We start from the raw sequence: 24425 nt of genomic DNA on the forward strand, positions 1-24425 counted from the left end.
ACCATCCCAATGCCCTCACGGGTGCTTTATTCCACGACAACTTTGGCCCTCGGCATAGTGTGCATTGCACCTGAGGTTATATGTGCCTGGACAACGTAGACCCCCGGTTCCTGAAATGTATGCTTCACTTCATATATGCCATCACCTACAGAGCTAGCTTTCACTGCCCCGCGAGCCTCAAGCTCATCGGCATTCATCATGCCTTCTTCAATGGAAGGTGCCGCAGGTTCGTTCTGTTCGTTCCAGATTTGGAATTGTACATGATCGGCATCATCTACAGACTTTTCCCCCTGGGTTAGCTTGATCTGTAAAGCGACTTCTTCGTTCACCTTCGCCTGATCCGGCATCATGAGCTTCACTCGAATCATCTCCGGCATTTCACCTGAGGCAGATTGTTCCGTGTAAGAGCAGCCATTCAGAATAAAAATCAGAATGAGCAAAGGCGTAAACCAGCGAGCTTGTCCCTTCATCAGCATTGGTCCTTTCTGAGCGTTTTGCCGATGCCCCACAGCATCACAATAATGATGATAAATGCGATCAGAGCCAGCAATGGAATCGTGATAAAACCAAACCAGTTCAAATAATCGGTGTAACATGGTACCTTACCACATGCCACTGCGTTGCCGGTAGACGAGAAGATGCGCTGAATCGTTACGTGATACAAGGAAATTCCGCCCCCGATAAAGCTGAGCGGGAGCACGTACTTGGCAATTCCCACATCATCCTTGAAGTACGCAATACCGAGCAGAATTGTTAAGGGATACATAAATATACGCTGGAACCAGCACAGATCACATGGAAGAAACTGCTTAATTTCACTTAAATAAAGACTTCCCAAGGTTGCAATAACAGACACAGCCCAGGCTATAAACAATCGGGTATCTACACTCCGTGCAGGCTTCTCTGAATTGGATGTTGCACTCATACCTCTGTCCTCCTCTTTCATTGTTCATTTTGAATGATTTTAGCATTACGTTGTATTCCTTGAGTTATTTGAATGCTTATGTAATTGATTACGCGATTAATTATACCAAATATTTGCTCTTTCAGGCGAATACAAAAAAGCTGCCACATGGGCAGCTTTTCAGTTTGAATGTGAGATTGATTATATCAACTTATCGCGTGTATTAGATCACAGGGTTGATTTTTGCGTTACGTTTCCCTTACATTGCTTTGGTCAGTGTAATAGAACCATCTTTCTGAGCCCATTTCACATTCCATTGCAGCAATTCAGCAATGAAACGCAGCGGTACTTGTGTACGTCCATCTTTGTTAACAAAGACAGTAGAACCTACGTTTTCCTTCATACCGTTGACTTCCATGACCGTGTTGTTCACCCAGAATACGAGTGTATCATCACCAGCCATAACGGTAACTTGTTGCGCTTTTTTATCCCATTTCACCGTTGCGCCAATACCTTCACTCAGGAAACGCAGCGGGATGTAAGTTGTGTTTTTCCAAAGCACAGGTGTGGTGTCCATGTTCGTTGTTTTATCGTTAATTTTCAGCATTTTGCTGTTCAGCTTCATCCATACGGTTGTCATATCTGGCGCCGGTGTTGGTGCAGGCGTTGTTGGTGCTGTCTCTTGGAACTTGTCGTTGAACTGAGTCACGATGGCATTACCGAGCGCTTGACCTACCCCGAACATCACTTTGTAACCTTCGCGATTCGTGGTGTAAGACGCATCATAGTTGCCTGCTGCATATTGATCCAGCACTTTTTGCACTTGATTTTCATGCGTTGTCAGCGCTTGTTGTGCTGCTGCTTTTGGCAGGTTGCCTGCTGTTGCGGAATCCAGGAATGTAGCAAACTCCGTTGTGAAGCCATCGATCCGTTTTTGCACAGCTGCACGTGCGGTAGCATCATTATCTTTTACAGCTTTAACATAATCACTTTGAGCGTTGACGTGGTTAGTCACCCAGATTTTCTCGAACGCACTCGCTCCTTCATTACCATAAATAGAAGCAATCGCAGCTTTGAAGTCCGCTGTATTTCCAGCTTCTGCGTTAACGAGGGCATTCGATGCCGCTGTACGTCCATCATACTGCTCTTGCATTTGCAACGTGGAAAGTGCAAAGTGTTCCGAAGCCAAGTGGTTGAGTGCGGATCTCAGATCAGCTGCTTTCGTATCAGCTTTGGTGTTGTTAAACTTCTCTGGCATTTGTGTTGTAATCGCGGTAGAGAGTGCCTTACTTACGTCAAACATCTCCTTGAAACCCTCACGATATGCTTTGTAAGCATCCGTGTAATCTCCGGCTACATACTCGTCGAATACTTTTTGTACGAGGTCTTCATGCACTTTCAATGCTTGTTTAGCCGCGTTTTTCGGTAATTTACCTTCTGTCGCTGTGCTTAGGAATGTGGAGAATTCATCCACGAATCCGTTGATGTTATCCTGAGCTTGTTTGATGCCAGCCTGGTTCCCCATCTTGGTGGCTTTCACGAGATCGTCGGTATATTTGTTATGTGCACGGAAGATACGTTCGAATTCTTTGGCACCAGCTTCACCGTAGAGGGAAGCGATCGCCGGTTGCATATCCAGCGCATTCTGATCCAGTGCTTTGTACGCTGAATCTGCATCTTTGGCTCCATCATAAGCTTTCGCCATAGCTGTTACCGCCAGAGCAAAGTGCTCGGACAACAGATGATCCAGATTCGATCTCAGGTCAGCCGCAGGGGTGTTTACGGATGCTTTCATCATCGTCATGGAAGTGGACGTCTGGGGTGCAGCAGCCGCTCCCGCGATTCCTGGCATTAACAGCGACAAGCTAAGTACAGGTGCAATAAATGTTTTCATTTTCATCTTCATTGGTGGGTCACTCCTTAAGTATGTTTGTGGTTCCTTTGTTTCTTTGTCGTTGTCTTCATAGGGTGTAACGCACGGTTCTCCATTCTGGATCACTCCCCAGGCAAAAAAAATTGCAGCTTTCAATAAAGAAAGCCGCAAATGCTTGGTACACCAATATTTTTTCATTTAAAAAAAAATTAAAATTTTAGTGATCCGAGTCTAACACACCCAACTCAAACTGCAACATACCGTATAGATTTAATTCATTCTTCCATCTACATATGCATGTTAATCCTTTAAATTCAAACCACACTAATTTCCTATATTTCTCAATAATAGCTTACATTGCGAGTGAACCTGAGATACAATAGAGGCAAACGCTTTCCATCGACTGGAAAAGGAGGTCCACTCATGACTTGGCTGCCTTATGCATTGGTTATCGGTATCGCCTTATTTGGCGGAATTGCTACGCTTATCATCGGGAATTCGAAAGCCAATCGCATCAGTAACCCCGAATATGATCGCCGTACACGGCAAAATCTGAGTAAACTTACATATGTATACGTCGGCGCTGTGGTATTGGGCATAGGCGGGTTTGTCCTGTATTTGTACAATTGATTGGGTTCCATGAACACTACAGCAACATCTTCTTGAAAGTGACAACTCTTCGCATGCCTTGCTCAATATACTCCGCCATCGGGGAGGTAACTCCCCTCTCCCTGATCAACGCCAGCCAGCCGCGCAGCATCCAAAGGTGAATTTGTTCATACAACCGTTCTTTTGTAAGTAGTCCTCCAGCTTCAGCATAACCTTCCATCACATCTTTCAACACCGAGAAACATTCATTCTCTGTTGCCATTACAGATATCATCGAAGTTAGTGCGGCAGCTATATCAAAATGTGGATCACCTCTTCTGACTTCTCCGAAATCAATCAAAAACATTCCTTGTTTCGTAAATAACATATTCCATACACCCAGATCACCGTGAGTAACGGTCTCATCTCTCATGACATATCTCATACATTGCTCCACCTGTTCCACAAGTGAATAGGCGATGGCTGACGAAGATCCCCTGACTTCATCACAGACTTGTGACCATAATAGAGACAAAGCAAAGCGATCCGGCTGGTTAATAATCTCAAGCTTGTGAACAGAGTGGTGGAAGCGGGCAAGCATATTCCCGAATCCAACAAAATCTACCGTTCCCTGATCGTACGGTACCGTTTCTTCCACAAAGTACTGCAAATTATAAATCTCATTATTCAATTGAACATAGGACAACCCATTTCGCGCAATTACCAGTGCTGGAGAGATGTTTTTCAGTGACAGGACGTGATGAAGTCTCTCTTCGTTTACAGCCTGCTGCTCATTTCTTAGTTTACGTAAAATAAATCTACCTGCTGAAGACTTCACGCATTTTGCTTCTGAGCTTGTCCCCTGTTTCATCACTTCCACGCGATGTATTCGACCAATATCATACAACTCTTCAATAAACCCTTTAATAACGTGATGATCCATCCATTTCCCTCCTTGATATGAAACTCAAACAAGATGCTTCATCTGTGACTTTTACATGACTCTGTCCGTTATGATGCAAAGATCGTTACACATGTTTACAAGTTGGAGATAATTCAGAATTATTCTGGATAAGTTCGAGGGGTAATATAAAGCCATAAGGAACAGCAAGACAACAAATAACCCCAATTAAAAGGAGAGATATATGATGAAAAAGAACATGAAAAAATCCGTAGCTACGATGATGGTACTAGGTATGACCTTAACAGGAGCGGCCGGTGTATTTGCAGGCACACAGCTTGAGAAAATTTCAGCTTACCTGAATCACGGAATCAGCTTTAATGTAGACGGTGCAGCATACTCACCAACGGACGGCAATGGTAAAAAACTTGCACCAATCACGTATAACAACTCTACGTACCTGCCGGTTCGCGCACTGGCTGATGCACTACATGTGCCTGTAACCTATGATGGCGTTAACAAACAAGTCATTATTGGTGAAGCGAGCAACAACCCAACTTCGCTTACCAATGTAACCTATACTGCGGCGCAAAAAGAAGCGATCCAAAAAGCATTTGCTCAATTCGATGGCTTTGAGACAGCGTATGCTCCACAGCAGATGACTGCAGGTGATATGTTCAAAAGCGTTGCCGCTGGCGACGGTGTAAGCTTCATTTTCAACCATATGAAGGTTGATGTTTCTCCTAGAGACTATTCGGACGGCTACACGAGCAAAGAGGTTAAACTATCTAACGGTGTTAGTGCAAAATGGTATACACCAAGCGATATCAGCATGTTAACCTTCGAGCTGGATGATCGTTATGTCACCCTTAGCTCGCCAGATCATAAACTGTCCCAAGCGCAGTTGCAACAAGTAGCCGTATCTGTACAAAAAGTAAAGGGCGGCAATGATCAAGGTGTTACTGCTTTTGAAAATGTAAGTTACTCCAAACAGCAAATGGAACAGATCCGTAAATCATTTGCTCAATTTGATGGCTTCACCACTGCTTATGCTCCACAACATATGGTTGCGGGAGATGCATTCAAAAGTGTGGGTGCAGGCGGTGATGGCGTGAACTTTGTCTTCAACCGCATGAATGTAACGGTATCTCCTAGAGATTACTCGTTCAGTTATGATGGCAAAACGGTAAAACTGCCTAACGGCGTATCTGCGAAATGGTACACACCGGATAAAACTGACATGCTTACATTCAAGCTAGATGATCGTTATGTCACACTCAACTCGCCAAATAACCAATTGACGCATACCCAACTGGAGCAAATGGCAGTAGCGGTGCAAAAACTGAAATAAACCTTAGCTTCTTTAGGGTAACACCATAAGATAAACACTAACAAATAAAACACATACCATCTCGGCTCATCCGTTCTCCAGACATAAAAGCCGGTCTGGTATGTGTTTTGTTCATGAAAAAGGCACAGCCTGAAGGCTGTACCTGTGATCATGCCTATTCAAATTTGTTTTTATCGAACGGGGCTGGAAGTTTCACCGAGTACACATAGGTTGAAATTCCTTTTTTCCCGGGAACAATTACATTCACAATTCCGTCTTGTATTACATTCGCAGGGATTTTAGCTGTAGTGAACCCCCACTTTTTCTCGGGAATATCGGATACAGGCAAGGTTCCAATAACGGTATTAAAATCCTGACTGGTAAACCATAATTCAGTCAAAGTTGATTCAGGATAATCATACGTGATCGTACCGTCAAAATTTAACACTACACTTTCTAATCGGTCCGATACTGGTGATTCCACTGTTCTTGTATTTACCATATCTAACTGGTAACCGTCGCCAACACTATTCATCCATCGTGCATATGCTCGAAACGCAAGATCTTTAGGAGCCATTGCCAGTTCAGTACCCTTTTCTTCATCACTCAAAATCAATTCTCTACTATGAATTCCGCCCTTCGTTTCTGAAACTTTCAATCCCAGATCCTTATTCCATTGACCTATCGGAATGAAGGTCTGATTGTATATGGTTAGCAATTGGCTAGAAGGTTTGTTTATGCTGGAAGAGCGTTGACCACGCGTAAAGGTGATCCGGTCTTTGCTCAGCTGATATTGAATATGGAAGGCTTGCGTAAATTCTTGCAAAGGAACATAGTTCTGACCTCCCATATAGAAGGACGGCTGGCCTTTATACGCTAATACACCATTACCGGACTTAATCGCTACAGGCTCCATTGGAAAGAAAATCGTAGAGAACTGAAACGAATTCCAGTGATTTTTCCAGTCACGATAGGTGTCATACCTCAATTTGAGATGTTTATTCTCTGAAATCACATATAAGGATGGCGGGTAGCCGCCTGGATTGGAGAAGTATTGTTCAATCACATACTCATCCTCGGTAACCCATTGAATACTTTCTGTACGAGCTTTATACGGTGAATCATAGGAGCGAATTTTCTTTAGTGTTTTCAGATCATAGAGATGTACTTTGGATGATTCCATTTTACTATCCAGACCACTCTCCGTAACCAGTACCAATGTCTTTCTTTCAGGAGAGACAAAGGAATGCACATAGCCAACACGCTCTTTTATCAACGTTGTTTTTTTGCCATTCTTAGTTGCAATCACAGTCCAGTCCGATTTCCGATCATGTACATTCCCCTGCGAAACGCTAAGTTGCACATCCGAACTTGCCTGAAATGATTTTGATGTTAGCTTTGTCTTCATATCATGCATCATCTGTAAATTGCTGACCTTGGCCTTTTGCCCCTTTATTCCACCATACTCCAGATAATGACAATCTTTTAACGTCGATGTGCAATATACTCCGAAATCACGATTCTTTGGTATTGGAGATACCGCATATTTCGTGTCAGTAATCTCTCTTTCTTTGAATATTGACCCGTGAGTATACACTTTTTTCCCGGTTACCATGGAGTAATACTGATACTTGAAAACATTTTTCTCATACATGGTGTAAAACAAGCCAAGCTGAGGCTCCAGATAAATCCGATTTTCACTCTCACGAACCTTGCGAAGTTTATTCGAGCTATAATCATACTCATACAAAACATAGTATTGCTCGTTCTTTTCCGTTGCGTAATAAACCATGTATCCTTTTAAACCTGCTGGTGTATCACTGACGATCGGATCATAATGGTGAGAGGTTGTCGTCAAACCCGTATGTATTCGTGGAAGAACGGCTGGATCTGTAAAATGGTAATTGTTTCTTTTCATTTCTCCGGTATCAAAACTGGTCTTCACTGTCGAAACTTCAACTTCGGTACCTCGGATCGCAAAACGAATGTTATGTTGCACCCGATCTGCAGATGAGCTCACTCGTTCTCCAGTCTGTGCACTTGGAGGCAGAGAGGCAGCGGATGCCTCGGAGTATCCATACATGTTAGACATTAAGATAAATATAACAACAACACTGACTACAAACCACTTGTACTCTTTGGACATACTTAACTCCTTCTCTATATAATGGATTGGATTGAGACTTGTTAAGTATATTTCCTTTATCTAAATCTTTCATCACTATTTATTCCATATATGAAATTTTTTTTATAAATCAAAAACGAGATGTTCGTCCAGCTTCATTTTGTATTCATGACTCGGCGCAGCCAGTAATACCGATGCAAGTCCATAACAAAGTGAAACACAACAAGGATAAGCATGTTATATACGCAAATCAAAATAACGACTACTGTCTGTTCTGTAACGAAAGCCAGTGAAATGTTAGCCATCAGGTATGCCCCTCCTGAAATCACGGCTATGACAGCTATAGGCATCCTGAAGTTTTTGTCTATTTTGTTAGGCCGAGGCGGCTGCTTTAATTTTTGTAAACGAAACCTCACATATTGTATTAAAGTAAATACATACACCACGAAAGAACCAATCACATACCATGGCGTTGTCATGCCCAACGTCCCGTAAGCAAACTTCTGTATAACCACCATAAAACTGACTGAACACACAAGTCCAAAAACACCCCGAAACAATACATAATTTAATTGAAGTCTGCCTGGAGCAATAATCAGAACGATGGCCCACAGGTTCATGATCGTTAATGGTGGCAGAAGAAGATAAGCATAAAGAGATTGATAGGGAACACTAAAAATCGGAATAAGCAGAAATACATTCAGGAAAAACAGAACCAGCGTGCCGGCACTGAGCCGAATTCCATCAGATGCATAGATTACCAGATAATCTCGGAATGTTTTCTCGGGATATGACGTCCCCTCATACATGACCACGCCAGTAGTAGCTTTTGTTTTATGTGCCGAAGGTTCCGAACGATTGTTATTCGCCATCCAATTTCACATCCGCCAGACGGATCACTCGGCGATAATACAGCGCGTCCATCAATTCCTCCCAATCCAGTTCATCCACACTCACATCCCGGAAAAATACCGAAGCAGAAGGAAGGAAACTAAGTAATGGCCCACTTCCTCCACAGATCAAAGCCCCGCCATCTCCACCTTTTGGCATCACTTCTCCATCTGCACCCAGTGTAAGTTCATATTTGTATGGATCTCCGGCAAACTTTATACCGAAGAAGTTCGGTAACTCCAGATCATAAAGGTGATGATTTTCTTCATCTGTTTCTGGATCAATCGACGTCTGCTCAGACTGAACCGGTCTCTCCGGCTTCCCCAAATGCCTTAATCTCATCGTATAGTCGAAGCTATCCCCCCATGGGAATAACGTGCGGCATCCGCCTCCATATACGTACTCCCACTCATCCTCTGTCAATAAACTAAACCCGTCTGCTGTTTCTTCTCGTACAATGTCCTCCAACTCGATCCCTTCATTAAACCAGAGAATTCGAACCTCTCCCTGATCTTGAATCAGTTTAAATTCCAGGTGAAGTTCATATTCATTCAGCCCCGATTCCTTGAATTCGGCCAAGGCCCTAGGGAAATCTTCATGCTCCTGGGCAAACGCTTCTTCCTCGGTAACCTCAATCCACCCTAAGGGGATTGTCTCACATTCTACAAGCATGGGGCCGATGTTGACTTCTCTAACAGGTGACATCTGACTAGCCAAAAATGAATCGACATTCTGTACTCCATATTCACTAACGGTTTCATGCAGTTCCTCAGAAGTTTCCTCATCCATTCCGTTATGCCACTTTTCCCAGCCTAATGTTACCTGATCACCCGGAACAAATACGAATCGCTGTTCATCGTGCGTAAACACTCCGGTCTGAGTCCGCTGCCCATAGCGTTCGAACGTTTGTAACCCCTCATACTTCATCCCTTCAGGCAGCAGTAGCTCAATACGGCGCATCGACTCTTGCTTGTCCTGCTCGGACAGACCTTGCCAGACCTTTCTCGTTAATGCTTCCATCTTAACTCCACCTCATTTAAAAGAATCGTTTATTTGCCTGCGGCCTGTGACAGCCCAAGTAATAATTCCTTTCGTTTCCCATCTGCTTTGCGGGCCAGTGCTACCAGCTTCTCCACCTTACCAAAAATCGGGTAGAGCACACGCTGTGCATCATGCGCCTCCAGTTTCTGAACCTGTTCCAGCAGCCATTCAAGCTTCTTATCCTGCTCAAACTCTGGCAACAACTTGAGCTTCAATCCATCCGTCGAACGGCGCAAGCTCATTACGAGAACAGGTACGGATTCAACGGTCACCCCGTACTTTTCAGCAAACGCAGCAATAAATTTGTCCTGAATCAGCTGATGTTCATCATCGACTTGTCCCATATAATCGTTAATCAGAGGAAAATACTGCTCACTTGAAAGTCCAAGCCCGAAGACAGCGTAACTGCCCGGCATCCCGCTTTTCTCCCCTTCCGTATCGGCATAAAACTCAAATTCCTGGATGGCAGCTCGTGCGTACTGCTCCAGAAGCGAATGCAGTTCAGAATACTCTAGTGCATTCGCAAAGAACCGGTGTGTATCCGATTTCGCAAGCCCTTTGATCGGCAGGTACTGTTTTACTTTGGATTTCAGTTTGATGTGATAACTCTTGGGGAAACCCTGCCCCAACAAATGGACAATAAAGGCAAGCGCCTGTTGATATGCCTCCGGCCCTTCCTGATGGATCAGAATCGTTATCCGCGCAAAAACATCATTGGCCTGGCATTCCACCTGCTCCGTTTTAACATAAGTATCTTCCGGCTTATATGCTCCGCTGCCTTCAGCCAACATCCGCTCTGCCTGCCCACTGCCAAGCTGCTTGGCCAGTTCCAGAAACTTGAGCCCCCTCGGCTTGCTGTAACTGGGTTCGAAACGCAGAATCATCACTGCTGCATAGAGCAGCAGATCTATAGGGTGTGAATCCTCAGCCTGATCCTGATCCGTATCTATTTCCATGTCTTTATCCTGAATTATTGTATCCTTAATCTGTCCGCCCAGCTTCTGACCTGGCTTTAACGTGTATTCATTTTCCCGATAATCTGAAATCTGCACGTCAAAATACTTCGGTAAAAACAGCTGTTCTGCCCATAATGTCAAAGCATAAATGATCGTATGACGGTGCTCGGCAAGAGCATCCTTCCGCTCCCGATTTAACGTTTGAATCCGTTCATATTGTCTGATGATACATGCAGCATCCATAGATGGAAACAACACGGGATCAAGCAGATGTTTTGCCAAAAAAGTCGTTTCGAGCGGCTTGGTCGGGTATACACCATTCTCCAGTTTTTGCTCCGTATACGTCCGAATCCGTTCCAGCAGCTGCTGTCTTTTCTCTTCGTTGATGTATTCCAGCAACGTCAGCTTCAGCATCCCACTACTTGTGGGAAACTTGCCTCTAAACGTAAAGCGATAATCGATCAGCGGTGTATCCGCCCATTCGGCTAGTCTTTGCTGCACCACTTCAACCAGTCGTGGCTGAATTTCAGTTCGCACCATTTCTTCTGTGAATCGGATCGTCTGCGTGGACAGTGATCCTTCATCCCATCCCATATCCAGACTATCTACAATCGTTCTTCCCGGCTTGTACAAAACAAAGATATCGTCAAATATGCCCATCTGCAGTGTCGTTCGTGTAATTATCTGCTCTAAATCGGTTCGTGCCGCTTGCTCATCAAACCAATCATCAATAGCCTGAATCATTTCTTCCAAAGCTTGTTCCAATGTTGCTGTCATTCTATCTCCTGCCTTCCGTAATACATGTTGTATGTACTCCTGTTCTGCAACCCTGATGATTCTATCTCAACCAGCCCGGCAACCTGTCTATTCAATGTTAAAAATACGTATTTCCGTTCGCAATCCACCTATATTTTACACGCTTGGTCATACTCGCAACAATAAGTCTTACGCACGGTTGTCCCCTACTTGCTTCTGATCAAGAGTCTCTTCTCTGGCGTGAAACTTCGGAGGAAGCACAAAAAAAACACCGAAATGAGATATCAGCAGCTTCGTTTCAGTGTATTTATGAAATTACCTATTACCTTGTCGGACTTTCGTACGATTACTTGAAGACTAAACTCCTATGAATGAGAAAAACAGAAATCATTTATGTTATAAAATATTTAGACCATGTAATATACAGCTCTTTCCAGAAGCTTCCTACCCGCTATATACTGTAGATAAACATTGCATACCCATGAAGGAGGATACAATGATGAAGTTGACAGAACAAGGTGTGTTAGTGCTTGAAGAAAAGGATATTGACTATATGCACTGCTACCGTGATCGAGATGGAATAAGGTTTGATGACTCATTTCTCTATTTCTTAGAATCTCACAATATAACACTGTCTGAAGGCGATGTCAGAACGATTCACTTTCAGTTTGATGAAGAAGAGATGCCACTCTACGAAGAACGCGAACGACTTGTTTCGGAGGTTCAGTCAGCCGTTCGTACACTTGACCCTAAATATGATGGTTCCTTTGTGAAATGAAGCGTTTGGCATCGTTATATTCATTAATTAATTCATCCAGCACCATCGACTGACGAATGACTTCTGGATGTTGCAGACTCGTATATTGGTTTGCCATCTGGTAAAGTCTCTGCCTTGCGTTTTCGATACATTCCTGAAGGGTTTCCGGGTTACGTACCATCGTTCTGCCCCCTGTTATACTGCATAGTATACATCCAAAAAAGACCATATATAATAATATTCGGAACGAAACAGGATTCAGATTACCTTTATTTAAAATTTTATGTATTTTTTTAATGAAAATAAAAATTCACTCTGCTCATGAAGCAACACAACTAAAAAAACACCAGATCGGCTCATTGCCTTTCTGGTGTTTAACATGTCATTTGATCTATAGCTATGTTGATGTAAGGCGATGTGGTGTTATCTGAGTCCAATATCCGAGGAGCGGTTGTTTATCGTTTCGGGAAAGGCTTGTTTAATTGCATCAATCGCTGCCTGTTCCGTATCCCCTGCGCTTCGAATGAGTTCACTAACTCGCTGTACACTTTCCGGTTCCCTTGCATTCCACGCCGCAGAATTATCCAGCACTTCAACAATCGATGCATAGATATTCGCAAGTATTGTGTATCTTTTAATAACTTGATCCATGTACGGCGACAAATGCTCAAGTGCTTTGACATATAAAGCGATGTCCTCCCTTGTATACGCGTAATAGCGAAGCACACTTGCCGCATGATGGCTCTCATAGTTTCCGGACTGCAGCACATCCGCAATCGCGGTGTATGCGGCAGAACCGCAAGCGTAATCCTGCGCTGGCAGCATATAGTCGTGCGTTTCCCATTTGTATACGGCCTGTATTAACGACTCCTTGCACACTTCCCACATATCGATGGATTGGTGAGCTTCCAACACTTGATAATACCAATAGGGTGAGTTATTCCGGCCGACTAAGGAATAGGGTAAACGAAGCATGTCAGGATCATCTCCTGTGCAGAGAAATAGGACTTCCTCGTCATCGTCGTATCCGACAACCACCACAAATTGATCATGCCACAGCACCGCCCCGGTTCCCCGGTCAATCGAGGCCTTAATATCATGCAATGCCTGCTTCTGATAGAGTGGGAACGTCGGTTCAAAGGAAAACCCGGCAGCCTGACTCGCTGTCACTCCGATGAAATCAGCAGCAACAAAGTTCTCTGCCATCCAGTTATATGCCGAGATGGATTCTGTCGTCAGACGACGGTCCACCACGAAACGAAAAAGACTTGCTGTCATGCCTGCAATCATATAGCGCGGAAGATGTGTCCACTTTTGGTGTAATAAAATAGGATATAACGCATCTGCATAGGTGCTTGTTGCGTATCGCCATGTATCCGTGTTTGAGATCTCCGAATTGCTCTGAGGTAGTCGCTGCATTAAATCAGCTAAATCAGTCAATAACCTCATTTTATTCATTCTTTGAGCCCCATTCCTGCATCCATTCTGCCTTCCTTTTCTTCATCGTACGTCCCCATCCCCAGTTCTACCGTGCGGAGTGTGTGCCCCAGCGGGGTACCGTAGATCGTTTACGATCGGCATACTGCGCGGATATGTTACGAAAAGAATCAACCGCCTGTTCTTCAAGTAACTTTGCCTGTCCAAGCCACTGTGCAAGTTGCTCATTGGCATCCTTCCGTAGCACAAGCCCATGTTCTTCCCGTACCAGAAGTACTCTCATCTGCTGGATCAGTTCAGCAATCTGGTTATAACAATTCAATGCCTGCTCCAGTTCAGTCCATAAGCTGCGAACATCATGTAAATACATTTGGATTTCAGTACGCGATTGACAATACGAGTCCAGCAGATAGGCTGCCCCTGGACCATCGTAATCTCCAGAGCGTAGTGCTTCAATCCAAACGTCATATGCCAGCCGTCCGGAAGCTATATTTTGATCTGGCAGCAAGCGGTACGGAATATCCCAATCCTGGGTGGCCAGTCGCAAAGACTCAAGCACCATCTCTTGTTTCTCAATCTGCACCTGATCACCAAATATCTGACAATGCCAAAAGCCTGTGAAGTTCAATCCGAAATTATCATACAGTAAAATATGTGGCTCCTTGTTCCAGCCATCCTGCACATAAAAGACCTGATCTGCATCATCATACCCATGAATGACACCAAACTCGGGAATCCAGTAGATGACACCTTTACCTTCATCCAGACTGCGTCTAACCCAGTTCACAGCATCCTGCTGATAATAAGCAAATGTCGGATGGCGACTGCGTCCCCCATCAGAGATCGTAAATAAGCCGAGGTTATCGATACCGCCCTGATGCGCCACTCCCCATTGTCCGTAGGCCGTTACTGACATCGGAAGTAATTTCTTATGAACGGACAATTTAAAGGCCATGCCGGTATACCCTGCAAGCATGTACTTTTCTCCTTGGAATTGACCTGTATGCGTTAATATGGCATGCAAGCTATCCACAAATGACTTCGACTCCCGTTTCATGACCAGATGCTCCAGCATTTTTTCAGCCATCATGTTCTCCCCCGTTCGTTCCCCTGCTCAGCCGCTGTGTAATCTCTTCTGTCCGTTGCATAAGCTTACGTCTGAGCCAGCCTGGAGAGAGCAGTTCCTCCCACTCCGCAGCATACAAATGCTGCAAGAACACGTCGGCATCATAAAATTCAATAAAACAAACTTGCTCTTTTTGTTCTCGAATTCGGTACCCTTGCCACAGTTCAGATCCTTGCACTTCCCGAAAACGAATCTCTGCCACGAACGGTTTGCGCACAGGCAATGCATCCTCCCAGTTGCTGATCCATGCATCCTGACGGCATTCAAAGTGTTCATCCAGCACCATCAGCTGCACGATGCTTTCCAGCCGAATCGCTGTCTGTTGCAGCGGGTCTGTCTCGTAACCAACAAGGTAGTCTGCATTAAACTGAGAGGTCATCTTCACGGGACAAAAGGTCATCTGATGCTCCCCCTCGTGATCCTTGTAAAAGATATGTATCTTTCGAGCATCAGCGATGGCATGGTTCAACAATTCAAACCATTGAAGCTGCCTCGGCTGTGCTGTAAACACCGGGAACTGCTGCTGATCAGAAAGATGCTCCTCCATCGTAAAACGCTCCAGTAAATGCGCTACCCGTTTCACCGCATCCGATTGATCATAGTTATAATGCCGATACCGATGAGCCAGATATTTCAGAACACGCTGCTCCTCATCGGTCATATATAAATGCGGCAGGCGGAATGTCTGATCCTCGTAACAATACCCACGATACTTGGCTACATACATTAATGGAGCTCGAAGAGTATTCAACATATATTCAATATCACGCTGCGCCTGACGCCGAGAGATTTCAAATTGACGCGCCAAACCACCGCTGTTCGGAAAACGCCCGCTTCGAATCTGTTCATCGAACCAATGAATCCGATGCATGTTGCTCAAGCCATCTCCCCCTGACTCATTCCACCGTTTATTCCTGTATTATATCAAAAGGACATAGCCTGTTCCGAAGAACAGGCTGGACAGGCTTTCCGTATGACTTTTACTTATGCCAGTTGTCCGTCTCTGCTCTACACATGCGCTTCTGCCAGATCTACTCTGGACTGCACAGCTTTAGAGCATTTTTTACAAACTTTCAGACTTGTACCATCTGTTTTCGTTTGCGTATACAACAATTTGATTCGTGTACTCTTGCATATCGGACATGTTCCCCGTCCTCTGGACGGAAGACTCCACAGAACGCGACCTCTTTTCGTTTTAGCCAATGATTGTGAACCTCTTTTCAATAGGGTTTGTGTGTTCACCATCATTATAGAGGCGTTGGCACGACACAGAATGTCGCATCAGGAGTAATCTTTTATCAAGTCAATTTGGAGTCATCGCGCACATCTATCCAAAAATAAAAAAATGCCCCTTCTTCATAAGGAAGAAAGGACATTCATTCGGACGAACCTGCACTTGTCTGCGCCGCAGCTTGGAGAAGAGGTTGTAACAACCCTGGGAATCGCTCTTCCAGATCCTCAGACCGCAGTGTAATAAAATGCTGTGTACCCTGTACTCGGACTCGGATCACACCCGCCTCCCGTAAAGTACGGATATGGTGCGACATCGTCGATTTCACAACGCGAGCATGAAAATGACTACATGGCTGCTCCCCGCTTCTGGCGGCTTCGGCCACAATTCCCAGCCGGGTTGGATCGCTGAGCGCATATAGCACGGAAGAAAGCTCAATATCCGTCGCTTGCGGATGATGTAAAATCTTCATACGGCAGTCTCCTTTTTTTAATACTATGCATTGTATTCTAACATACATCCATGATATATTTCTAATGTTCGACACCAATCGAACTTATAAATTTCGCATGTATCCCTTGTGTGAAGCACAGGGGCTGACATTATACACCATTTTGCAAATGTTACACACCGTTTCTGAAATGTTGCGAAATACACATCACGATAGGAGGTTTTTATGAACAACACGACTACTACTGCAACTCCGATGGAACGGACAGGCATACAGGAAGGATTAATTGTGGCGTTGCTTGGATTCACCGTTGTGCTCGTTGTAATGAACACGATGATGTTTAATCTGGCTCTGCCCAACATTGCAGCCGAATTCAAGCTGACCTCTGTCGCTTCATCCTGGATTGTTACGGGTTATTCCATTGTATTTGCGATTTCCTCAATTACGTTCTCCCGTTTATCCGATTTTGTGCCCATACGTACCTTGTTTACAACCGGGCTTACGCTACTTGGGGCCGCCTCTGTTCTGGGTTTCTTCAGTGACCACTTCATTGTTCTGCTCATTGCCCGTCTGGTTCAGGCGGCAGGCGCAGCTTCCGTTCCGGGACTAGCGATCGTGCTAATTACACGCTACATTCCGAATGAGCGCCGGGGTAAATCCATGGCTGTGATCATGTCCGCCAGTTCGCTGGGTCTGGGACTAGGCCCCGTACTTGGCGGTAGCATTACTCAGTTTTTAGGGTGGCATGATCTGTTTATCGTCACAGGTTTAGCGCTATTTTTGATTCCTGTTTTTTATAAACTGTTACCACGAGAAACGCAGCAAAAAGGTTCCTTTGACCTGCTCGGCGCAATCTTGCTTGCCATTGGTACAACCGGGATTCTGTTATTCCTGACTTCTCGTCAGATCGTCACACTCATTATTGGGGTAACCGCACTGCTGCTGTTCTGGTTCCGCATTCGCCGCGCAGCTGATCCATTTGTGCAACCTGCACTCTTTAAAGACAAAAAATATATGATTCTCAGCTCGCTCGGGATTGTATCGTACATTAATAACTTCGCTACATTGTTCCTGCTACCGCAGGTTCTGGCTCATCTCTACGGACTGACACCTGCACAGTCGGGACTTGTGATCTTCCCCGGTGCACTCATATCTATGCTGCTGTCTAACCGTATCGGGCGCATGATTGACCGTCACGGCAATACGTTGCTGCTGAAGTTTGCACCTTGGCTGCTCCTGGCGGCTGCTGGACTGTTCGCTCTGTTTGCAGATCAAAGCATCTATGCCATCATGGTTGTATACATGCTGCTCAGTGTTGGTTTCTCTTCCTTGACGACCAGCGTATCTAACGAATTGTCGGGCAATCTGTCCATGGATCAAGTTGGGGCAGGTATGGGATTGTTCCAGCTCAGTCAATTTTTCAGCGGTGCATTCAGCGTAGCCGTAACCGGAGTTGCTTTGACCGCGATGCAGAACATACAGCTATCTTCGGCTTACAGCTTTATTTTCTGGGGCATGACCGCGGTCGGCCTCGCATCGGTTATCTTTTCGCAAATCTATCTGAGAATGCAGTCACGGAAACATAAGGTGGCCTAATTATTAACCTCTAATTATTTTAGAATACCTTAATTAAACAAAGGAAGAAGCCAATAAAATTAACGGCTTCTTCCTTTGTTTCTATATTCATGCCACGTTTTTGCTCTTATTGTTTGCAAGAAAAAAACTGACGCTTCCTAATAAAGTTAAAATGAAAATTGTATAGATCAAACGCGACGTCTGCAACTCATACATCGGGTTAAAGCCGTTCACTGAATTAGAATGGTCCACTAATGACCATAAGGGGCCATATTTCAAATCAAAAATCACATGCTCGGGTCCATACACCAATTTGAATGGGACGAGGATTACACCAAACAAGATCAGTAACACGCCGTATGTAATAAGGATTCTTTTTTGAATTTTGTTCATCGATAACAGCCTCATTTCAAAAGGTTCAATATAACAGCACGTTTCAGCCCCACTTTTCTTCAGAACACTTCATACAAGGTCTAGTTGCCGAACCGCCTATTTTATAATACAATTTCAACCGAAAACCATATAATCCTTCATATCACATAAATTAGATTTATATCAAGTAGTCAAATTTCATTTTCTGGCAAAAATAAAAGAACCTGAAATTGTTCAGGTTCTTTTCCGATCTTATTTTAAATTTCCTTATTCAAATAGATCCAGTCGCAGACGTTTCAAACTGGTGTGCTTAATACGCCACTGCCCATCGATCTTAACAAATGTTTCGTGATAATGCCCGAATCCGTGAAAGGATTTGTTCTCATTGCCTTCCGGGAACGTCACCCAGTCCTCCATCGGAGAAATGACCTTCGCTTCGGTCGCAGATACAAACTCCACCTCTGCACTGTGTACATGGTGCACAGTTACCGCTGGGTCTACCAGATCGCGGAACACTTGTACAATGGTGTCACGTCCAGTCAAAACGGGAATAGGATTGCCTTCCGTACTGAAATCCGCAACAGCATCCGGGGCAAATACGTCACCGAGTTCGTCCCAAGCTTTCGTATCAATATAGCGGCAATAACGCGCCTTGGTATTTCTAATATTTTCGAGTGCCAGCAGCTGCTCCAGTTCCGTCATCGTCGTCGTTTGGCTCATGTGTATTCCCTCCAGAGATGTTAATGTGATTAAGTATGTATATATAGCATCTTCTTTATTGTAGCATTTTGCCTTCATGAAATACTAGACTTCCCGTTCTTGCCTGCTCTGCTCTGCTCTTTACTCGAGGGGATCAAATACAATCCGAATGGCAGAAATAATAGCATCATCACAGCAAACACAATATAGGGCACGTTGGAACCAAACATATCGAAAATATATCCCCCGACTGCAGCACCAACCATCCCTCCCAGATTGTTGCTGATTGAGAATTTACCAAATGCATCTCCAATATGAGCTTGTGGTGTTCCTTTGATGAATGCACCGTCCAAAGCGTACTCCTGAGCAGTAGAAAATAAGTCCATTACCGTGCAGATGATCGCAAACAAAAGTAAACTTGGTGAAAAGGCCAGACCGAGTGCACCCATGCTACATACAGCTATGGACACAAAAATTGTTCTTCGATATCCTTTCTGATCTCCCACCCTCCCCAGTTTTGCACTTACAAAAGGAAAAATAATCATGGGCACAAGGAATACAACAGTGATAAGCTCGATGCTGGCACCGTAAACCTTCTGCATATATGGAATAAAAATGATACCCGATATAGCCGATATCATACTAAGGCATAAGTTAAACCACCAGATTTTACGCTGCCCATTGGATAACTTGACTTTCCCCTTCTTTTCATTTGTTATCTCTTTATTGGGGATTTCAGGCGATCTCAACGTATACATAAATCCGAGCAGAGAAGCCACCCCACAAATCAGGAATAACATACTCCAGCCATGGACAAATTCGTAACTACTTAATACGACATAACAGATCCCTACTCCAGCCAGACGCCCAATCTGCTGTTTACTACTGAAAGCTCCCATTTGTTGGCCTAACTTTTGATTACTGTCCGAGATGAGTCCGATTAATGCCATCGTCAGCAGAATTCCGGCTATTCCATTCATAATAGTTGCAACAATGATAATAGATAAGTTCGTTGCTGATGCATAGATAAAGTAAGATGCCGTACAACATAATAATGCGCACAGAAATATACGATGACGGCTATAACGATCAGATACTTTACCAAGTACAAGCTTCAACAAGATTTGTGTAAAAGATAGAATCGATACGGTTAAAGAATATTGAAACGTGCTATATCCTAACTCCTTGATATAGATCGGGAGTAAAACCCACAGAAATATACCTGGCAGTGAGATCAACATTAACGGAATGGTGAGCTGTTGATGTTTCATAGTAGGCACCTCTCTAATATGAAGCATCATTCCAAAAAGAAACAATTCCAATCAAATGATGCTGAAAATTTACTTATTATATCATTAAATCCCATATCATTACTGTGATATATGATACTCACGCCTTTATCTAATCCAGAGGTAACATATTAATTCACATGTCAAAAATCCCCCAATTCTCTGACGAGATTCGGGGGATTGCCTTATCGTATAGTTCCAGAGGGAGTATACTTACTCTGGAAGTCACTTGAATATAGACAGCCTTGAGACATATTAGAGCAATAAAGACTACAGTGAATGGGCTTCCCTCATCCGGGATGCCAGCTCTGACATTTTTTTATGCTGCAGGAAGCTTTCCATCTCTTCTTCGGCCTGAACCATAACCTGCTGGATCAAACACGCTGCATTATGATTCTGTGAGCATTCAAACAAGGAAGCCTTGCCTTCGATGGCATGAATAATTTCCAGGAAAGAAGGATCAGGGTTCCTACGGCTCAACCGATAACCGCCATTGGCACCGGAAGTGGATTCGATCATTCCAGCCTTGACTAGTTTGGTTAATATTTTCGACAAGTATGTTGGAGATACTTTCTGGAACTCGGCCAGTTGATGCACGCTGATGAGCTGTTCTGGCGCGGTGCTAACCAGATATAACATCGTATGCAACGCATAGTTGGTCGCTTTGGAATATTTCATGAGAGGACACCTCATATATACGGATTTAATTTATCCATAATAGACCTGATTGACGGCTCTGTCAAACGAATGAGCACAAGAGTCGCAAGCTAGATGGCGTTGCTGGAAGTCTGCTTCATCCACTTTTCTTCCTTATTTATGGTACAACCCTCGGTAATCGGTAGGTGTCATGCCCTCATGCGCCATAAACTGGCGGTTAAAATAGCTTGCATTGGGATATCCTGCTTCCTCTGCAATCTGCCCAATATTGGCCGACGGACGTTCAAGCAGCCACTGCTTGGCCATCTGCAGCCGTGAACGTGTGATAAACTCCATTGGCGTCATCTCTACAGCATTCTTGAATATTTTGCAAAAATAGTACGTACTCACTTCTGCGCGATCTGCCCAGTCTTGCAACAGAAAAGGCTCACAAGCCTCCTGCTGCATCCGCGGCAATAGCGACAGCACTCGGCTCTCCGTTTTGCTCGTGGTACGTGTGTTTTTGAGAGGTACCGCATGCTGTACAAATTCCGCCAGCAAAGCATAGGTCAATGTGGATAACTGGGCTGGACGAAGCATCCTGTTCTGCTCCACTTCTTCAAGCAGCGCCAGATGAGCGTCTTCCCAGGAAGTACGCTGTCTCAGCGTCCATAATAGATTGCGGTGCAATCCCCGCTCCAGCATATAATCATGCAGCCGTTCTCCGTAGAAATGGACCCAGCGTACGTCCCATGGCTCATCTTCGCTACTATAATAATGCTGCCGTTGATGCGGAAAATAGAGCACCGCTTGACCTGCCCTGAGCTCATGCACCACCCCATCCGCCTCCACGTATCCTTTGCCTGCCGCAACATAGTGAATATTGAAATTACCCAGCACCCCTGCCTCACGTAATACAGCGTGCTGGGCATGATCCGTATAATGTCCGACAGATTCCGGGTAACAGAAATAAGGAATATCCTGCAGGGTCAGCAATACCGTTTGTCTCATCATGGTTGGTTCACCCCATTAAACAATATTGTGTTAATCAAATTCAATATATTATCATTTTAATTCATTCATCTATTCATTATAATCACAATATACATTCAATTACAGGAGGAAACAAGTTATGAATTCTGTTCAAAAGTTACGCTGGGGCATTCTCGGCAGCGCCAACATTGCAATAGGTTCCGTCATTCCTGGCTTGCAGCAATCGGAGTTGAACGAGGTTACCGCTATTGCCAGTCGGGATCTCGATAAAGCACAGCAAACCGCTGATAAACTTGGAATTGAAAAGGGTTACGGAAGCTATGAGGCCATTTTAGAAGATGATTCAATTGATGCCGTTTACATTCCACTTCCGAATCATCTGCACCGGGAATGGACAATCCGCGCAGCGCAGGCTGGCAAACATATTTTATGCGAAAAACCACTTGCTCTCACGGAAAAAGAAGCGCTTGAGATGGTTGAAGCTTGTGCTGATGCAGGCGTGCATCTGGCTGAAGCGTTTATGTACCGCCATCATCCGCGTTATGACCAGATTCGGGAGATCATTGCCAGCGGCGAGATCGGAGAAATTCGTGGCATCCACAGTACGTTTTCATTTAACAATTCCGGTTCGTCCGGCAACGTGCGTTTCCGCAAGGAATGGGGTGGCGGCGCGCTGTATGATATCGGCTGTTATTCCATTAGTGCGGCTCGCCTCCTGCTGGGACAGGAGCCGAAAGCCGTGACTGTTATCGGTATGTTCTCACCAGAACACGATCAGGTGGATATGATGGCTTCCGGATTGCTTGAATTCGATAACCATGTTGGCGTTACATTTGACAGCAGCATGTGGGCGGCTTTCCGTAATACGCTGGAGGTACTCGGCTCTGACGGTATTATTGAAGTCCCTTCTGCTTATATTGCTCGTCCAGACAGCAGCTCCAACTTCTTTGTTTCAGCAGGCGGTGAACGCCGGGAGGTTGAGGTGCCACAGGTCAATCATTATGCTCTGCAAGGCGACGATATGGCTCGCGCTGTACTTCAGGGCAAAGAGCTTCGTTTCGCTCCTTCGGATGCGGCAGCCAATATGAAAGTGCTTGAAGCTTGCCTTCGCTCGGCAGAAGAACGTACACGAATTACGCTGTGAGGCGTGAACAAGAAACCATATGCTCTACAAGATACTGCAAAGAACGGTAAAACTTCAAAACGAATTGCACCCTTATATATGAGAGGACGGTTTATCTATGGAATATATTGAAATCGCCGGTGCTGGCAAAAAAGTCTCCCGACTAATCAAAGGAACAGACTATTTCTTTCATGATACGTATGAGAAAGCTGCAACAAATCTGGATGCGTTTCTGGCGATCGGTGGCAACACGGTGGATACAGCCCACATCTATTGCGGCGGACAGAGCGAAGAGGTTCTCGGACGTTATATGAAGGAACGTGGCAATCGCGACCAGATGGTCATTCTCACGAAAGGGGCACACCATGATCAGAACGGCCCTCGCGTGAACGCCGATGCAATCCGCAAAGACCTGACTCAAAGTCTGGAGCGGTTGCAGACGGATCATGTCGAGCTGTACGCACTGCATCGGGACGATCCCAATATGCCTGTAGCTACCATTTTGGAGGCACTGAACGAGCACATCGAGTCTGGCAAAATCGGCGCCATCGGCGCCTCCAACTGGACCTGGCAGCGGTTAGAAGAAGCTAACGCTTATGCCGCCACCCACGGTCTCAAAGGATTCACGTTCAGCAGCCCGAACCTCAGTCTTGCCAAAGCGAATGAGCCATTCTGGGCAGGCTGTGTATCGGCGGATGCCGAAACGCTCGCATGGCATGAGCAATCACAATTGCCACTCCTGTCCTGGTCTTCCCAGGCTCGCGGCTTCTTCACCGGACGTTTCACGCCTGAGGTACGCGACAATGCTGATCTGGTGCGTGTATTCTACAGCGAAGGCAATTGGGAGCGGCTGCGTCGTGCCGGGGAATTGGCTGAATCCAAGAATACAACGGCAATTCAGATTGCCTTGGCCTATGTATTGAATCAGTCCTTCCCAACCTGTGCCTTAATTGGTGCACAGAATCAGGCAGAGTTGCTCTCCTGTGACGAAGGCTCCCGCATCACGCTAAGTTCGGAAGAGATCGCCTGGATCGATCTGGCGAGTGAGATTAAGCCAGCAGGTATGTAAGGTTTAGTTTCTGAAACTTTAAAAGCTTTAAATTCGCTTAACATAAAAAAACAAAAGTCAGTGGATAAACCACAAATGACCAAACAAAAAAAGGATCATGGCAGAGCACTTCTGCCTTGGTCCTTTTTTGGAATAGTTTCGTAAAGGAATATTACCTTGGGCCTGCTATTGTTCGCAATATTGCACACGCACACGCACACGCACACGCACACGCACACGCACACGCACACGCACACGCACACGCACACGCACACGCACACGCACACGCACACGCACACGCACACGCACACGCACACGCACAC

At 44.9% G+C, this 24425-nt stretch carries 23 protein-coding genes and 1 pseudogene; 6 read left to right on the plus strand and 18 right to left on the minus strand.

Going from position 1 to position 24425, the window contains the following annotated elements; all coding sequences use genetic code 11:
• Nucleotides 1-26 precede the first annotated feature (26 nt).
• The 3 genes from AB4Z30_RS28355 to AB4Z30_RS28365 form a co-directional block, all read right to left on the minus strand.
• Entirely contained in the window at nt 27-470 is a 444-nt protein-coding gene (locus tag AB4Z30_RS28355; RefSeq protein WP_441930981.1) for a FixH family protein, read from the minus strand.
• Complete coding sequence (locus AB4Z30_RS28360) at nt 470-925, minus strand: disulfide oxidoreductase (protein ID WP_441930982.1); 456 nt, start codon at nt 923-925, stop codon at nt 470-472. The genes AB4Z30_RS28355 and AB4Z30_RS28360 overlap by 1 nt, the downstream gene beginning before the upstream one ends.
• A gap of 238 nt (nt 926-1163) precedes the next feature.
• Entirely contained in the window at nt 1164-2810 is a 1647-nt protein-coding gene (locus AB4Z30_RS28365) for a copper amine oxidase N-terminal domain-containing protein (RefSeq protein WP_441930983.1), read from the minus strand.
• Between the two features lie 390 nt (nt 2811-3200).
• On the opposite strand from AB4Z30_RS28365, the gene AB4Z30_RS28370 reads away from it, so the two are divergent.
• On the plus strand, nt 3201-3407 hold the full coding sequence (locus tag AB4Z30_RS28370; RefSeq protein WP_311278476.1) for a hypothetical protein: 207 nt from the start codon (nt 3201-3203) through the stop codon (nt 3405-3407).
• A 16-nt stretch (nt 3408-3423) separates the two neighbouring features.
• Here the strand turns inward: AB4Z30_RS28370 and AB4Z30_RS28375 are convergent, their stop codons facing one another.
• Nucleotides 3424-4308 carry a phosphotransferase gene (locus tag AB4Z30_RS28375; protein ID WP_441930984.1) on the minus strand — a complete coding sequence of 295 codons (885 nt, stop codon included), beginning with the start codon at nt 4306-4308 and terminating at the stop codon, nt 3424-3426.
• Between the two features lie 202 nt (nt 4309-4510).
• Here AB4Z30_RS28375 and AB4Z30_RS28380 point away from each other — a divergent pair, with 202 nt between their 5' ends.
• Nucleotides 4511-5617: a stalk domain-containing protein gene (locus AB4Z30_RS28380; protein WP_441930985.1), complete on the plus strand. Its 1107-nt coding sequence runs from the start codon at nt 4511-4513 to the stop codon at nt 5615-5617.
• Between the two features lie 154 nt (nt 5618-5771).
• On the opposite strand, the gene AB4Z30_RS28385 is transcribed toward AB4Z30_RS28380, so the two are convergent.
• The 4 genes from AB4Z30_RS28385 to AB4Z30_RS28400 all read right to left on the minus strand — a co-directional run bounded on the left by AB4Z30_RS28385 (nt 5772) and on the right by AB4Z30_RS28400 (nt 11386).
• Nucleotides 5772-7742: a hypothetical protein gene (locus AB4Z30_RS28385; protein WP_441930986.1), complete on the minus strand. Its 1971-nt coding sequence runs from the start codon at nt 7740-7742 to the stop codon at nt 5772-5774.
• Nucleotides 7743-7876: 134 nt separating this feature from the next.
• A complete protein-coding gene (locus tag AB4Z30_RS28390) occupies nt 7877-8593 on the minus strand; it encodes a hypothetical protein (RefSeq protein WP_441930987.1) in 717 nt (238 codons plus the stop codon).
• Entirely contained in the window at nt 8583-9632 is a 1050-nt protein-coding gene (locus AB4Z30_RS28395) for a hypothetical protein (protein WP_441930988.1), read from the minus strand. The genes AB4Z30_RS28390 and AB4Z30_RS28395 overlap by 11 nt, the downstream gene beginning before the upstream one ends.
• Before the next feature lie 29 nt (nt 9633-9661).
• Complete coding sequence (locus AB4Z30_RS28400; RefSeq protein WP_441930989.1) at nt 9662-11386, minus strand: DUF6138 family protein; 1725 nt, start codon at nt 11384-11386, stop codon at nt 9662-9664.
• Between the two features lie 475 nt (nt 11387-11861).
• Here AB4Z30_RS28400 and AB4Z30_RS28405 point away from each other — a divergent pair, with 475 nt between their 5' ends.
• On the plus strand, nt 11862-12143 hold the full coding sequence (locus AB4Z30_RS28405; protein WP_441930990.1) for a hypothetical protein: 282 nt from the start codon (nt 11862-11864) through the stop codon (nt 12141-12143).
• Here the strand turns inward: AB4Z30_RS28405 and AB4Z30_RS28410 are convergent.
• The 6 genes and pseudogenes from AB4Z30_RS28410 to AB4Z30_RS28435 form a co-directional block, all read right to left on the minus strand.
• On the minus strand, nt 12115-12303 hold the full coding sequence (locus AB4Z30_RS28410) for a Spo0E family sporulation regulatory protein-aspartic acid phosphatase (RefSeq protein WP_441930991.1): 189 nt from the start codon (nt 12301-12303) through the stop codon (nt 12115-12117). The two genes, AB4Z30_RS28405 and AB4Z30_RS28410, sit on opposite strands and share 29 nt — an antisense overlap.
• A gap of 242 nt (nt 12304-12545) precedes the next feature.
• Nucleotides 12546-13580: a hypothetical protein gene (locus AB4Z30_RS28415; protein WP_441930992.1), complete on the minus strand. Its 1035-nt coding sequence runs from the start codon at nt 13578-13580 to the stop codon at nt 12546-12548.
• Nucleotides 13581-13647: 67 nt separating this feature from the next.
• Nucleotides 13648-14649 (minus strand): hypothetical protein, encoded by a 1002-nt coding sequence (locus tag AB4Z30_RS28420; protein ID WP_441930993.1) that lies wholly within the window; start codon nt 14647-14649, stop codon nt 13648-13650.
• A 379-nt stretch (nt 14650-15028) separates the two neighbouring features.
• A pseudogene (locus AB4Z30_RS28425) lies at nt 15029-15556 on the minus strand (helix-turn-helix transcriptional regulator); the annotation flags it as partial.
• Nucleotides 15557-15693: 137 nt separating this feature from the next.
• On the minus strand, nt 15694-15888 hold the full coding sequence (locus tag AB4Z30_RS28430; RefSeq protein WP_434749335.1) for a hypothetical protein: 195 nt from the start codon (nt 15886-15888) through the stop codon (nt 15694-15696).
• A 173-nt stretch (nt 15889-16061) separates the two neighbouring features.
• Nucleotides 16062-16388, minus strand: a complete 327-nt coding sequence (locus AB4Z30_RS28435) for an ArsR/SmtB family transcription factor (RefSeq protein ID WP_441930994.1) — start codon at nt 16386-16388, stop codon at nt 16062-16064.
• A gap of 204 nt (nt 16389-16592) precedes the next feature.
• Here AB4Z30_RS28435 and AB4Z30_RS28440 point away from each other — a divergent pair, with 204 nt between their 5' ends.
• Nucleotides 16593-17963, plus strand: coding sequence for an MFS transporter (locus tag AB4Z30_RS28440; RefSeq protein WP_441930995.1), 1371 nt, complete (start codon nt 16593-16595; stop codon nt 17961-17963).
• Nucleotides 17964-18581: 618 nt separating this feature from the next.
• Here AB4Z30_RS28440 and AB4Z30_RS28445 read toward each other — a convergent pair.
• The 4 genes from AB4Z30_RS28445 to AB4Z30_RS28460 all read right to left on the minus strand — a co-directional run bounded on the left by AB4Z30_RS28445 (nt 18582) and on the right by AB4Z30_RS28460 (nt 21952).
• Nucleotides 18582-19034 (minus strand): nuclear transport factor 2 family protein, encoded by a 453-nt coding sequence (locus AB4Z30_RS28445; protein ID WP_090924326.1) that lies wholly within the window; start codon nt 19032-19034, stop codon nt 18582-18584.
• A gap of 74 nt (nt 19035-19108) precedes the next feature.
• The gene (locus tag AB4Z30_RS28450) at nt 19109-20284 is read right to left on the minus strand and encodes an MFS transporter (RefSeq protein ID WP_441930996.1); all 1176 of its coding nucleotides are present in this window, start codon (nt 20282-20284) and stop codon (nt 19109-19111) included.
• Nucleotides 20285-20572: 288 nt separating this feature from the next.
• Nucleotides 20573-20980, minus strand: coding sequence for an RrF2 family transcriptional regulator (locus tag AB4Z30_RS28455; RefSeq protein WP_441930997.1), 408 nt, complete (start codon nt 20978-20980; stop codon nt 20573-20575).
• Between the two features lie 132 nt (nt 20981-21112).
• On the minus strand, nt 21113-21952 hold the full coding sequence (locus tag AB4Z30_RS28460) for an AraC family transcriptional regulator (RefSeq protein ID WP_441930998.1): 840 nt from the start codon (nt 21950-21952) through the stop codon (nt 21113-21115).
• A 118-nt stretch (nt 21953-22070) separates the two neighbouring features.
• Between AB4Z30_RS28460 and AB4Z30_RS28465 the strand changes: the two genes are divergently transcribed.
• Nucleotides 22071-23075, plus strand: coding sequence for a Gfo/Idh/MocA family protein (locus tag AB4Z30_RS28465; protein ID WP_441930999.1), 1005 nt, complete (start codon nt 22071-22073; stop codon nt 23073-23075).
• A gap of 97 nt (nt 23076-23172) precedes the next feature.
• Entirely contained in the window at nt 23173-24123 is a 951-nt protein-coding gene (locus AB4Z30_RS28470; RefSeq protein WP_441931000.1) for an aldo/keto reductase, read from the plus strand.
• Nucleotides 24124-24425 lie beyond the last annotated feature (302 nt).

The organism is Paenibacillus sp. 2TAF8 (assembly GCF_052114825.1).
Taxonomy (GTDB): domain Bacteria; phylum Bacillota; class Bacilli; order Paenibacillales; family Paenibacillaceae; genus Paenibacillus.